The organism is Bradyrhizobium sp. LVM 105, assembly GCF_003957705.1.
In the GTDB taxonomy this organism is placed as follows: Bacteria; Pseudomonadota; Alphaproteobacteria; order Rhizobiales; family Xanthobacteraceae; genus Bradyrhizobium; species Bradyrhizobium frederickii.
Genome location: NZ_QZMV01000003.1, coordinates 36,050 through 48,988, shown reverse-complemented (window position 1 = coordinate 48,988; position 12,939 = coordinate 36,050). Strand labels below are relative to the sequence as shown.

Genomic DNA, 12,939 nt, shown 5'->3' with positions numbered 1-12,939 from the left:
CTAGTTCACCTTGATATGGAAGTGTGAGGAACCGTCACGATGGCCGACGACAAGCCTGAAGACGCAGGATTGGCGCCCGACAGCGGACGTGCCAAGCGCACTCCGCCCACTATTGATCTTGAAGCCACCGAAGTCGCGACCCAGCCGCAGGAGACGGCGGTCGAGCCCGAGGCCCCGCCGGCGCCGGAGCACGCCGCGCCTGAACAGGCAGAATCCGGCAAGGTCGACGCAGAGCCGGAGCGTATCGAAGCGCAGGCTCCGGCGTCGTCGATTTCGCCCTGGGCCATTGCGCCGTTCTCCGGCGCTGTCGCAGCTGCAATCGTGATCGCGGTCGGCTGGATGCTGGGCTGGCCTGCGGTGCAGGCGCCGCCTGCCGCACCGCAAGTCACCAGCGCGACGGTCGATGCGCTGAGCGGACGCGTCAGCGCGGTCGAGGCCAAGGCCGGCAAGCCCGTCGCCGATCCGACGATGGCGGCGCGAATCGACGCGATCGAGAAATCGATCGGCAGCCTGCGCGGCGACATCGCCAATCTGCGCGCGCAGTCCGACAAGACAGCGGCTGCACTGAACGACGTGAGGTCCGCGCCAGGTGCTGCCGCGCCCGATCTTTCCGCGCTCAGCGACCGCATCGCGCAGCTCGAACGCGCCAGCAGGGCCGAACGGGCCGAGCTCGCCCAACAGGGCGAGAAGATCGCCGATGCAACGGCGAAGGACGACAAGCCCCTGCGCAACGTGGTGGCGGCGGCTTTGCTCGACGTCGCTGTTCGCCATGGCGATCCCTATCAACAGCAATTGGCCGCGGCGCGGTCGCTGGCAGCCAAGCCCGACACGCTGAAGCCGCTCGACACGTTTGCATCGTCGGGCATCCCGACGCCGGTCGCGTTGAGCCGCGAGCTGCTCACCATCGTGCCGAAATTGTCGCCGCCGGCGGAAGCGCCGGCCGCGAGTGCCGGCATCGTCGAGCGTCTTCAGGCCGGCGCGTCGAAACTCGTCCGTATCGAGCGCACCGACGGCGTCGGCAACGACCGCGGCGCGATCGTCGCGCGGGTGACGGCCGCGGCGCTGCGCAACGATTTCGTGGAAGCGCGGCGCGAGCTCAAGACGCTGCCGGAGGCCGATCGCACCGCGGCACAGGCCTGGCTCGACAAGGCCGATGCACGCGACGCCGCGCTCGCGGCCTCACGCAAATTTGCCGACGATGCGATGGCGGATCTCGCCAAATCTGATCCGGCCAAGCCTGCTCAATAACGTTCGCGCAACAATCGGCGCGTAATAGGGATCGTCATGCTTCGCATCGTCCTCTTTCTCGTCCTGATCGCGCTGGCGGCGGCCGGCGCGGCCTGGGTTGCCGACCAGCCGGGCGATCTCGTCCTGACCGCAGGTAGTTTCCGGATCTCGACGACGCTTCCCAGATTCGTGTTCCTGCTCGGCCTCTTTGCCGCGGCTGTCGTGCTGGTCTGGAGCATTTTGACGATGGTCTGGCGCACGCCGAAGCGCCTGCGGCGCCGCCGCCACGACAAGCGCCAGGCCCGCGGCCGCCACGCCATCACCCACGGCCTGCTCGCGATCGGTCATGGCGATTCCGCGCTCGCCCGCCGTCACGCCGAAACGGCGCGGCGGCATGCACCGAACGACCCGCTCGCGCTGCTGCTGCATGCGCAGTCGGCCCAGCTCGATGGCAATCGCGACGAGGCGCAGCGCGTCTTTCGCGTCATGGCCGAGCGCGAGGACACGCGGCTGCTCGGCCTGCGCGGCCTGTTCATCGAGGCGCAGCGCGCCGACGATGCGGTCGGCGCGGTGATGATCGCGGAGGAAGCGATCAAGCTGTCGCCGTCCTCGACCTGGGCATCGCATGCGGTGCTCGGCTTCCGTTGCGCGCGCGGCGATTGGAGTGGGGCACTCGCGATCCTCGACTCGAATCTGCGCGCGGGGCAGATCGATAAGCAGACCTATCGCCGGCAGCGCGGCGTCCTGCTCACCGCGCGTGCGCTGGAATTGCAAACGATGGACCGCGACGTCGCGCGCGAGAGCGCAATGGAGGCGGTCAAGCTCGCACCGACCCTGGTGCCGGCGGCGGTGCTCGCGGCGAAATTCGAGAGCGAGGCGCATCAGGTGCGCCGCGCCATGAAGCTGGTGGAAGCCGCCTGGCTCGCCAATCCGCATCCCGATCTCGCGGACGCCTATGCGCATGTGAAGCTCGGGGATACAGCATGGCACCGCTTGCAGCGGGTCGAGACCCTCGCCGCGAAGACGCCGGCCGACAAGCCCGCTCATTTCGAAGGGCAGCTCGCGATCGCCCGCGCTGCGATAGATGCTTCGGAGTTTGCCCGCGCGCGCGAGGTGCTCGCGCCTTATCTCAAAGATCCGACCCAGCGCGTCGCGCTGCTGATGGCCGAGATCGAGCGCGCCGAGCATGGCGATAGCGGCCGCGCCCGCGCCTGGACCTTGCGCGCGGTGCGCGCCCGTCACGATCCGGCCTGGACCGCGGACGGTTACGTCAGCGATAGTTGGCGCCCGGTCTCCCCGGTCACCGGCCGCCTCGATGCGTTCCAGTGGCAGACGCCGGTCGCGAGCCTGCCCTCGGACAGGGGCACCACGATCGAATCTTCGGCCTTCGAGGAAGCCATGCTGGCGGCGCCGCCACCGAAGCGCGTGACGGTAGCGGCCAGCGAAGCCCCGGCGGAACCGCCCGCGCCGGAGGCTCCGGCGCCCGCGGCGCAGGACAATTCGCCGCCTGAGACCAAGGAAGCCGCCAAAGAAACCATCAAGGAAACGATGAAGGACGAGCCGGCGGTCACGCCCGCCGAACCGGTCCAGGCGGCTCCCGAGCCCGCCGAATCATCGCCGCCGGCGGCCACACCGGTGTTCCGGACCCGCGCCGACCTCGGCAAACCCGCTCCAGCGCCGATTCCGGCGGTCATCCCCCTCGTCCGGGCCCCCGACGACCCCGGGATCGACGACGAGGGTCCGAGCGATGAATTCACGGAACAAATCGGCACACCCAAGGCCCAGGCAGGGGGCTGGCGCGGGTTCTGGTCGCGCTGGGGCGCGTGAGCGGCAATTCGGAGCCGGCTTGTCCTTGCCAATTCGGGCCATGCCCGATATCAGGAGCGCGCGTATCGGGGCCGGCATCGCCCGGGCCCCGGCAGGTTCGCCGCAATAGCTCAGTCGGTAGAGCACGTCATTCGTAATGACGGGGTCGGGGGTTCGAATCCCTCTTGCGGCACCACCACTTAGCTGAATTTTGATCTGATGGTAAGCGCGCTCGGGTAACCCAAGGGTAAGCCGCCGCGGCGGCGCGATGTGCGAACATCCAGGATGGCGTCCCGCTCGGGCTCCTGCGGAAATGGCACGCTGGCCTGTTCCGAAGCGCTACATCTAGTATGGTCGATGCGTGAGTCCCTTAGAGTCAATCCGATTCTTCAGCGGTTTTCCCGGATTATTGTGCTCGCCCGCATTGCGCCATCGCGATTCCCCTTGTAAGCGCAAAAAGGCCCCGTCTTTTCAGACGGAGCCTTCCGCTACGGGGACGTGGTGGAATGGCAGACACAGCGGTCTTTAAAACCGACGCTCGCAAGGCATTGTGGGTTCGAATCCCACCGTCCCCACCGCACCACGCAGCCCCCTCCATCAGGAGGGGGCTTTTTTATTGAAGCAAAACCAAAAGGACGAGTCGAATCTCGCACGAATCGATTCGCTCGGCAACAGTTATAATGCCATTATAACCGAGTTAGAAAAGTCCGGTTGGTGTATGGCCCGCCCCAAAAATCGCTCGGAAGGTCATTCTCTCACGCTTACGTTGCCGCGGGACACGTTCAACTATCTTGTCCATCTGGCGACCGCTGGCAAACTTGGCCTCACAGAGAATGAGGTCGCCGCTCACATCATCATTCGCGAGGTCGTCAGCATGCAGCGGGACGGCTTTCATCAGATCAAGCTGCCTTAGCGCGACCAATGATGATGGATCAGCTACCGTTGCAATGTCGTGAGACCTGCACGCCGGTCTTATGTGCCCAAAGCCGTTTCGCGAAAAATGTCCACAAGTGATCCCAGAGAACGAGTCGTCTCTTGACGTGTGTCGGGCGATCACATCGCATTGGGGGTTGTAAAGTTGATTCCCAGACATTCGGGATGCCTATGCCGAAACCAGCCAAACGCTCGAACCCCGTGTTGCTCGCCAAGGGTATGAACATCGGTAGCATCTCAGCGGAAACCGACGACGATTTTCTGTTTGAATGCTTTGTTCACAATCCGGCCGTTGAAACAGCGAGCCGTATGCAAGCACCGGGAATGGTGCTGTCCGGCAGAACAGGTTCAGGGAAGACGGCAATAATTCGCCACATAGAGCGGAGTGGGCATCCTCACGTAACCATCGATCCCAATGAAATGTCACTCAGCTACGTCTCCAACTCCGACGCGCTTCGCTTCTTGCAAGCGATTGGCGCGGACCTCGATTTACTCTTCCTAGCTCTTTGGAAGCATGTGCTCTGCATCGAATTTATCCGCCTCAAGTATAAAGTTGCGGATGAGGACGGATCACGCTCGATATTCGGCCGCCTGTGGGACCGCTTCAGCGCAGACGACCGCAAAAAGCGTTCGTTGAAATACTTGAAAGAGTGGGAAGGAAAGTTCTGGATCACTATGGACCAGAACATCAAAGAAATTACCGAGAAGTACGAATCGAAACTCCAAGCCGAAATGGGAGCCGATATTGAAAAGTTCAAAACCAGGGGCCAATACGAAAAGCAGTTGAGCACAGAGAAGAAATCTGAGCTTGTTGCCAGAGCGAAGAAGATCGTCAACGCCGAGCAACTAGCTGAGCTTGCCGGCGTCATCGACATGATTGCCGACAGCAGCGAAGGAGACCTTACGAAGTATTTCATACTGATAGATAAAATGGATGAAAGATGGGTCGATGTTTCGATTCGCTTTCATCTCACGCGAGCACTAATCGAATCCCTCAAAGCCTTTCGCAAAATTCGCAACCTAAAAATTCTTCTCGCGCTCCGCACTGACATTCTTGAACGTGTGGTGCAGGAGACTGGTGATCTAACGTTTCAGCGTGAGAAGTTTGACGAATACTTTATAAGACTGCTTTGGGAGCCTGGAGAGCTAAAAGACGTCGTTCAAAAACGCGTTCGTTTGCTTTTTCGGAGGCAATACACCGGCGGGGAAGTTTCGTTCGAGGACGTGTTCCCCTACAACGTTGGTAGAATCGACCCTTTTGTTTACATGCTAGAGCGCACACTCTTGCGACCGCGAGACATAATTGCGTTTGTGAATGAAGCCTTGAAGCTCGCATCAGGCCAATACGAAGTGACCTCGACTCAGATTCGGGAAGCAGAGGGCGCTTACTCGGCAGGCCGCCGTCAAGCATTGGAGCAGGAGTGGAAGACAACCTTTCCGACGCTGCCAAAGGTTTTAGACCACCTAACAAAGATGCGCCGAACGGTGATCAGCCTCGAAGAGCTTAGCGAACGAGAACAAATAGAAGATTTGGCGCTGAAGATCGGAACGGAAAAGCAAATCGATTTTGACCCACTCCATCCTCTAGCTGTGGCAGCAATCGAGTCGCCTAATAACATTTCGACATTTGTCAGAACTATTGTGGAAATACTATATCGGGTTGCGGCAGTGGGCATAAAATTGAGCCCTACGCAGCGATACAGCTATTCACACATCGATCAACCATACTTTGCTGCTTCTTCTCTGCCCGACGATCTGAAAATTCGCGTTCATCCGATGTTGCTGCGTGCCCTAAGTCTCGACCCGCACGATCGCCAATGATCTACAGCAAGACGCACTTAGGCCGTGCTGATATCCAAGACGCTCGCGCGGTCTATCGACCCAGGACGACGTAAGAGATGAGCCAAGGCCGATAAATGCCTGTCACGCGGACATTGAACCCACTTCCGTTCAACGATCTTGAACCGCGACGCTTCGAAGACCTAGTTCGTCAGCTTGTGTATGACTTCAGGCCGTGGCTCCGTCTGGAGGCGACAGGCCGTGCGGGCTCCGATGATGGCTTCGACATTCGTGGTATTGAACTAGGAGGTGCACAGACAGAAGAACCCGATGGCGGCAACGATGAAGATGATGACATCGTCGTAGCCAACAATCCGGTCAGCGAACGAACGTGGTTGATCCAGTGCAAACGCGAAAAGGCGATCGGCCCCACGAAGCTCCGGAAGTATCTAAGCGAGATAAGTGCTGAGGAACGAAAAGGCCTCTACGGGATCATCTTCGTGGCATCAGCCGATTTTTCGAAGACCTCACGCGACGCGATGGCAGCTTGGGTTCGAGAAAATGGTCTCTCGGAATTCCAAATTTGGAGCGTCAGCGATATCGAGACTATGCTGATGCAGCCGAAGAACGATCACATCCTCTTTGCTTTCTTCGGAATCTCGCTCCAGGTCCGTAAGCGTTATGTCGCCTCTGCCCTTCGCGCACGGATCACAATGAAACGAAAAATCGCTAGAATTCTCAGCAAGAGGATGTATGCGCCTTTTCTCTTGCGTGATCCGGAGGCTAGTGACTTTCCATACGTAAACGAGGGCGAAGAGTTGCAATGGATGATTCGGACCAACCGCGGGATGGACTTCCGCGGTGTCGGGTTTGAATTCAAAGAATACTATGCCTATGTCGGCAGCGACGGCGAATGGGACATGGCGAACAAATTTAATCGCGCAATCCCGGAGCACGACCATCCTTGGCGCGAACTTGAGAAGCGGCGTTTAAATGCAGCAGAACGGGAGGAGCTTCGAAAGTTCTGGACTGACATTCCACAGGAGAATTCTGCGCGCTTAACAGTCACCGCATACATTCCATTTGAGGATATCGTTGCGATAGACGATATTGGTGACGAGTGTTGGGGAAGATGTAGAGACATGCCCGTGCTTTTCGTGCCTATCGAGGGCGGGACTTTGAACGTGCACCCCGATAAGGAAGTTCGTCTGCGGGGCTTTGCGGAAAGCGACCCTGAACAGCCTGATTCAAAGAAGCGAATCAACTTCTTTCCCGAGAAGTTCCGGGCTGAAGAGTTAGGCTAACGTGCCGCGCGCGGTGGACTTAGCCAAGTTGGACGCAACGGTCCTTGATAGAAGACCCTGCCGCCTTCAAACCGGTCTACGAACCGCGCGAGTTTCAGCCGGCGCGGACAGTCTTCCAAGTCCCGAACCAGAATCTCGCCTTCTGCGTCGAGCGGCGTTTCATCGGCGTGCCGCCGCTTGAAGTCGATCCGCCTGCACCGGTTGCCACAGAATTTTCGCTGCCCATCGTGCAGGGGCGCGCCGCACACTACGCAGTTCGGAAATCGAGCGGGCGGCATGGAGCCCGCTCGCCCGTTGCGGGTGACATATTGCACCCACCTCTGTTGCCGGCGTACGACGTCGAGGCAAGTCTGAGAGCAATACTTCCGGTGGCCGTGATCCGACACGAACGCCTGCCCACAATGCGCGCAAGTCCGCGTCCTCATCGTCGAGCCGCCTTCAGTCCGGCGTCGATCAGTCGCCTAACGACTTCTGACTCGCCAGAGTTCCACGGAGGCGGTCCAGACAAACGTGCAATGGCTTTCGCTTGATCAGCGCGCAATCGCACCGTGATCCTTGACGAATTCTTGCCCAACCGGTTCGAACGTTTAGGCAGCTTGGACATGAGGGTCCTCCCCAGAAATCGCGCCCAGCGTGTCGTTGATGACGTCCTGAATCACCATTGCGACTACCGCCGATTCTTTGCGTCCGACCGGGTCCGAGTCCGCTAGCGCGCCAAGCGCCTTCGCGACAGCATCAGGGAGGGAACGCAGATGCTTTCGGATGATGTTCGCTTCTTCGCGATAAACGGTGACTGCTTCGTCAATGGTTACAAGCTCGCGCCGCGTCTCGGCGTTCTTCAATTCTAGTTTCTCGACTTGCGACAGGGTAAGCCTAATCTGATTCCGACGCAGCGGCGACAAGTCAGGGTCCGCCGTCGTCTTCGCAGCGTCCTCAATCATCCAACGCAGCATGTCACCAGCGGGAATTTGCCACGGCTCGAATTTCGTTCCACGTCTCAGGACGGGGCCGCCGCGCTCGACTGCGCGATCAAGATCGTACCGCGCGACCCCGAAGGTCCGGCAGAACTCTTGCTTCGTCATCGTCGCGCCGGGGCCGACCCGGTCGGGATGGTTCACCGGTTCATAGGGCAGCGTTTCCATGGACTCGAACTCCGGATAGTTGCTCTTTGTCATAGGAGACTCCTCACAGCCACGGGGCGACAGATTTCCGGCTGAACGTCCGACAAGCCCGCCGGGCTCGCGGCCGATCGTCTGCCGGGGTGTATGCAGGCAGACGGTCCCGGCCGGCGGCAACATCAGCAAAGGCGCGCGCGAGCGAATCGAAGTTGCCGAGCTGAACGGTGTTGAGGTTTGCGCTCCCACTGTAGCCGCGCCAGCGCACGACCCTGCGGGCCAGGGCAGGGCCGTATCGCTCCGCGAAGTCGTGATAGATCGATTGAAGTTCCGCGCGGGTCATGCGTCTGTCCTTTGTGTCGGACAACCCTATGAGCCGTGGTGCTGACGAGTCAAAGTAACAAACGCCTGCGAGTCGGCGGCGCCGACGCTACCCGCGCAAAACGCGATTGCGAATCTAGCCAAGCCACAGAGCATCGTTGCTAAGGAAATATTCTTTTCCCGACACTGAGCTTGGTTGTGCGACTCCGATTGGCCCTCGTAACGTTTCGCAATTTTCTAAGGACCCGAAGAAAAATTTCTCAAGCTTGTGCGTAGAACGCCATGCTCATTTCAACGCGCCGAAATATTTCTCTTCGGCAAATATTGGGGCGAGGCGCGTCGTCGGGTCGTGGAGCACGTGACAGCATCGCGAAAGCGTATGCTCAGCACTCAATGGGGTACACCAAGTATTTCTCTAAAGCGTTGGGTCTAAAGGCTTATGGGTGTTGAGCGCTTCGCAGTGTCATGTGATCTATCTGCGCCCTTCAGCGATCGGCAGAGGTGGGACATTCATTGGCCGATGCGCGACGGGCCGCCAAACGATCAACGGTCGGCGTCGGGCCATAGAAGGCGCGCATATGCGAGTGGTTCGAAGTGAGGACGGCCCCGCCATGGGAGGGGCGGGAGTGTCACTTATTCATGTCACTCTGTCACTCGAATGTCACCCATCAGGGTGACACAAAAAATCCCTATATTTGTAGGCCCAAACTGTCCTCTGTCACTTTTTTTGTAAGATTATTCAAAAAGGTATATAGGGGGACAGAGCGAGCGCGCCCTATTGTGTGGTGTGGCCTTAGGTGCCGACCTGAAAAAGTAGGGTGACACTGTGACATATTGCTGAAGTGCCTGCGGCACAGCCACTTCTCATATTTTTGGTGTGACAACGAGCGGGACACTAGGGGGACAGAAGCTCCGGGTGGAATTCCCGCTTCAGCTTTAGGCCCACGAAGCGCGCTCTGACGCGCTCGCCGTTGCCGAGTTTCGATAGGTGGGGGTCGTGCCACCTAATCTGATTTGTGGCGTATCGCACGCCGCGCGCTCGCAGGGCCGCAATCATGTCATCCTTGAAGTCGCTGCGGTTTCGACGCTCGCGCATACTCAGCGATTCTCTGTCGGCCCACTCCCGATAGGCATCGAAAGCGAGCGCGACGGGCAAGACGTCACTCTCGTCCCCGGTAGTGCTCAGGCATTCTTTGGTGAAGCGCAGCGCAGGCGACTGCGAGTCTGTCAGCTGCTCTTGAGCGACCCGACCGCGCTCGCCGATCGTGAATTTGCCATTGCGTCGAAGCCGCTTCAGGCCCTCGACTGCCCAATTTGCGATGCCGGGCAGTTCATCCGTCAGGCGGGCCTTTAACGTCAGGTCTTCCTTTCCGGCGAAGGACCGATCGAACACGAACACCAATTCGCGGATCGCGAGCGCGCCCGACTCGTCGATGAACTTCGGATGCTTGTTCGCCAGCAATGTGATCTTCGCCGGGATGCGAACTTCCGACAGCATCGCCTTGTTCTTGCGGTTGACAGACACGGCGTCGTTGCCGCTAATGCTCTTCATCCTCTCAAGAGCCATGCTGCGCTTCGACAACTCGGTGTCGGATGCGTCGGGAATGATCATCAGACGCTTATCGATCATCGCCTGAAGACCGAAGTCCCCGGCAAGATCATTGAGCATGATGGATGCCCGATGATGCCTGCCAACCAGCTGCTCAAGGACTCCTTTGATGGTGCCCTTGCCGCCGCGGCTCGCGCCGATCATGGCGGCGATCTTCTCGAAGCTGGTATCAGGGACAAGATTGAGCCCGAACCACTCTTGCAAGGTTGGGTGAAACGACGGCTCAAGCCATTCGCCAAGCTTCGACTTCCACATCGGACAGTCGGCCTCACGATCGAACGCCCAATCGGGAACGCCGGTCGCAAAGTAGTCGGGCGTCAGGTCCATCAGTTCGTCGGTTGCGACGTTGAAGATTCCATTGTTGGCTAAAATCAGATCGTTCGGTGACGGGGCGTCATCGCGCGCGTTGATCCACTCGAAGGGGCGAGCGCTGACGCTCCGGGCAATCTTAATCTCACGAACCATTAAGCCAAGCTTGGTGATGTCGAGTCGGACTTCCTTGTCCGTCTGACGAATCTCGCTTTGCACCTGCGCGTCAGTCATTAGCTCATAAGTATTGTTTCCGGTCAGCGTATACAGGTCGCCGTCCGAACAGATCAGCCGGGCGTGATCGTCCCGGGCGCACAGGAACCGGTGAGCGTTGTTGCTTGCATGCCTCGATGGATCATAATCGACTTCGCGCGGCCACAAGGGTTCATCCCAATCGAAGTCGGAATGGGCTTCAAACTCGGGATACCTAGACATTTTCAAAGTCCTTCGAAGCATCATTAAAGATTCTGAAGATCACGTCGCCGGGAACGCCGTGGTCTCTACAGAGCTTGCGCAACGTCCCAGCGGTTAGACCGTTCGCACGATTGGAATCGAAGGACTCCCATCGGGCCTGATTGCAGGCGTCATCATAGTCGTTGCAGTAGGTCGGGTCCGACAGGCAGAAGTCGAAGAAGAGCCGGGCAACCTCTCCGTGACCATCGCAGGCCGCGTGAAGAGCCATCGCGAACGTGAGCCAAGCTTCGTTGCTGTTGAGGGCTTCAATGGGGTAGTGCCTGAACAGAAGGGCCGCCGCCTTTGCATCGACGACCCCAATCCCGCCTTGGGATGACCGGCGCGACTGTTCCGGCATCTGCGGCAGAAAGTCGAAGCGGGACAGCTTCACCGGCGGCTCGAAACCAAGGTGTAGGATTCGCGAGCTAAACGGCTTGCGGCCCGGCTTTTGATGCAGGAACCCGGCGAGGCGAAAGACATGCGACGCGTCGCAAACCTTCGGGTCCCCGTGATAGCGCAAGGCGAGGCGGCGCGAGATGTCTTCGGCCGCACCAATATCCGTCGTTGGCTCAATGCACCACGTACACTGATATTTGCCGCGCGACGTCTCGACGACGATGTGAGGCGGAATCCGGAACCCGCGCGGCGGCAATGGCGCGCCATCGAGGTCCAGGACAACGTTACGTGCCCGGCGGATATTTGCCTTCTTTACCCCCTTGCCGTCCGTGTCGTTGGGCGTGATGAAGACGGCCCAGCCATTCACATTCCGGGAGCGTAGGGCCGACGACAATTGGTCGTATCGCCCGTTGAACTTGAATCTATGCTGCTGCTTGTCAGACGGTGATTTGGAGTGCCCGAACACGCGGGCAACGCAGGCTTCCGATTCCGGAGTGGTCCGGATGTTGACCACGGCATCAGCGGTACCGAAAAGCGTCTCGATATGAAGGCGGGCAGCCTGTGAGTCGAAGAACGTAGTCATAGCCCACCCAAAATGTCACCACGCGCCGCTTTCATGCTGAAGGCTCTTGCTAGAACTTGGCGCTCATCAGCGGAACAGTTGAAGGGCCATCGCGTCACTTGCTCAGCCAAGAACAGGCCCGGGCTGATGTGACGCCATGTCCAAATCTGCAAGGGCGTGGCCTTCGCATAAAGGTCGGCCATCGCCGTCAACCGACTCTCGATAAAGGGCGGGGTCACGACACATCACCTATGAGCCGAAGCCGCAATACTGCTCTTCTTCAGCCAAGACGTCTTGGAGGATGTCCCACGCGGCGTCCTCAACTTGGCGCTCAATTCCCTCAATGATCTCTTGGGCCTTCCGCTCGGCGGCCGCTTCAGCCTCGTCGGCCTTCATCTCGTCGTAGCCGATCCGGTAAAGCTCCAACTCGAAGGCTGCCCGCATCTCTTGACGTGCCTGCCAACGCCGCCAATAGGTGGTTGCTGCCGCGTGGTTACCTGCTGGAATGTCAGCGGGCTTGCCGGACTTGCTTCCATAGTGTCGGCAGATGTCTTCGAGCGCTTCGTCGTGGGCTTCGCGCTGATAGGCCATCTGTTCGTCAAACCATTGCTTCCATTCCTGAGGAACATTCTCCGGTGTCTCATCGGGCGACCATGCTCGGAAGCATACGAACTTGACGCGCGATTCGGGGACACCGAGGCGCATGGCTCTAACCGGGCCTTCGTGATTCGATCCCGTTTCACAGTAGTCGTCGAGATACATCGAGTCATATTCGGGATCGAACGGCTGAATGAAGCTTTTCATTAAGCCGGCGTGCAAGAGCGCCGGGCGCTTCAGTGCCTTGCGATGCCATGCTTCTGTGGTGGCTTGACTGTTATGCGCGGCAATAACCACAGCCTCTTTGTCTGCGGCCGACTCGCAAAAGCGCAATGCGTCCGCTTGCCAGAGTGCTGCATAGGCTTCTTCGTACCGATAGCGCGCCTGAAGGCGGCGCCGATCGAACTTGTTCGCGATTCCCCGAGGTGTGCCATCCACGCTGCCAAAGCAAAATGCGAGGTACTTCTTACGCTGCGACCCTAAAAGGACCGGCCATTCTGATGAATCGGACATGACTGTGACTCGTTG

At 59.3% G+C, this 12,939-nt stretch carries 10 protein-coding genes and 1 tRNA gene; 6 read left to right on the top strand and 5 right to left on the bottom strand.

The window, feature by feature from the left end:
- Positions 1 to 39: 39 nt before the first annotated feature.
- The 6 genes from D6B98_RS09800 (at position 40) to D6B98_RS09775 (ending at position 7,049) form a co-directional block, all read left to right on the top strand.
- Positions 40 to 1,248, top strand: coding sequence for a COG4223 family protein (locus tag D6B98_RS09800; RefSeq protein WP_126256820.1), 1,209 nt, complete (start codon positions 40 to 42; stop codon positions 1,246 to 1,248).
- A 36-nt stretch (positions 1,249 to 1,284) separates the two neighbouring features.
- The gene (locus tag D6B98_RS09795) at positions 1,285 to 3,054 is read left to right on the top strand and encodes a heme biosynthesis protein HemY (RefSeq protein WP_126256819.1); all 1,770 of its coding nucleotides are present in this window, start codon (positions 1,285 to 1,287) and stop codon (positions 3,052 to 3,054) included.
- Between the two features lie 99 nt (positions 3,055 to 3,153).
- Positions 3,154 to 3,229, top strand: a tRNA-Thr gene (locus D6B98_RS09790).
- Positions 3,230 to 3,649: 420 nt separating this feature from the next.
- A complete protein-coding gene (locus tag D6B98_RS09785) occupies positions 3,650 to 3,946 on the top strand; it encodes a hypothetical protein (RefSeq protein WP_126256818.1) in 297 nt (98 codons plus the stop codon).
- A gap of 185 nt (positions 3,947 to 4,131) precedes the next feature.
- The gene (locus tag D6B98_RS09780) at positions 4,132 to 5,787 is read left to right on the top strand and encodes a P-loop ATPase, Sll1717 family (RefSeq protein WP_205680469.1); all 1,656 of its coding nucleotides are present in this window, start codon (positions 4,132 to 4,134) and stop codon (positions 5,785 to 5,787) included.
- Between the two features lie 95 nt (positions 5,788 to 5,882).
- The gene (locus D6B98_RS09775; RefSeq protein ID WP_126256817.1) at positions 5,883 to 7,049 is read left to right on the top strand and encodes a restriction endonuclease; all 1,167 of its coding nucleotides are present in this window, start codon (positions 5,883 to 5,885) and stop codon (positions 7,047 to 7,049) included.
- A gap of 587 nt (positions 7,050 to 7,636) precedes the next feature.
- On the opposite strand, the gene D6B98_RS09770 is transcribed toward D6B98_RS09775, so the two are convergent.
- The 5 genes from D6B98_RS09770 to D6B98_RS09750 form a co-directional block, all read right to left on the bottom strand.
- Entirely contained in the window at positions 7,637 to 8,224 is a 588-nt protein-coding gene (locus D6B98_RS09770) for a hypothetical protein (RefSeq protein ID WP_126256816.1), read from the bottom strand.
- Between the two features lie 10 nt (positions 8,225 to 8,234).
- The gene (locus D6B98_RS09765; protein WP_126256815.1) at positions 8,235 to 8,507 is read right to left on the bottom strand and encodes a hypothetical protein; all 273 of its coding nucleotides are present in this window, start codon (positions 8,505 to 8,507) and stop codon (positions 8,235 to 8,237) included.
- Between the two features lie 873 nt (positions 8,508 to 9,380).
- Positions 9,381 to 10,838 carry a phage/plasmid primase, P4 family gene (locus tag D6B98_RS09760; protein WP_164718499.1) on the bottom strand — a complete coding sequence of 486 codons (1,458 nt, stop codon included), beginning with the start codon at positions 10,836 to 10,838 and terminating at the stop codon, positions 9,381 to 9,383.
- Positions 10,831 to 11,835 (bottom strand): DNA-primase RepB domain-containing protein, encoded by a 1,005-nt coding sequence (locus D6B98_RS09755; protein WP_126256813.1) that lies wholly within the window; start codon positions 11,833 to 11,835, stop codon positions 10,831 to 10,833. Before D6B98_RS09755 ends, D6B98_RS09760 begins: the two co-directional genes overlap by 8 nt.
- Before the next feature lie 228 nt (positions 11,836 to 12,063).
- Entirely contained in the window at positions 12,064 to 12,924 is an 861-nt protein-coding gene (locus D6B98_RS09750) for a hypothetical protein (RefSeq protein WP_126256812.1), read from the bottom strand.
- Positions 12,925 to 12,939 lie beyond the last annotated feature (15 nt).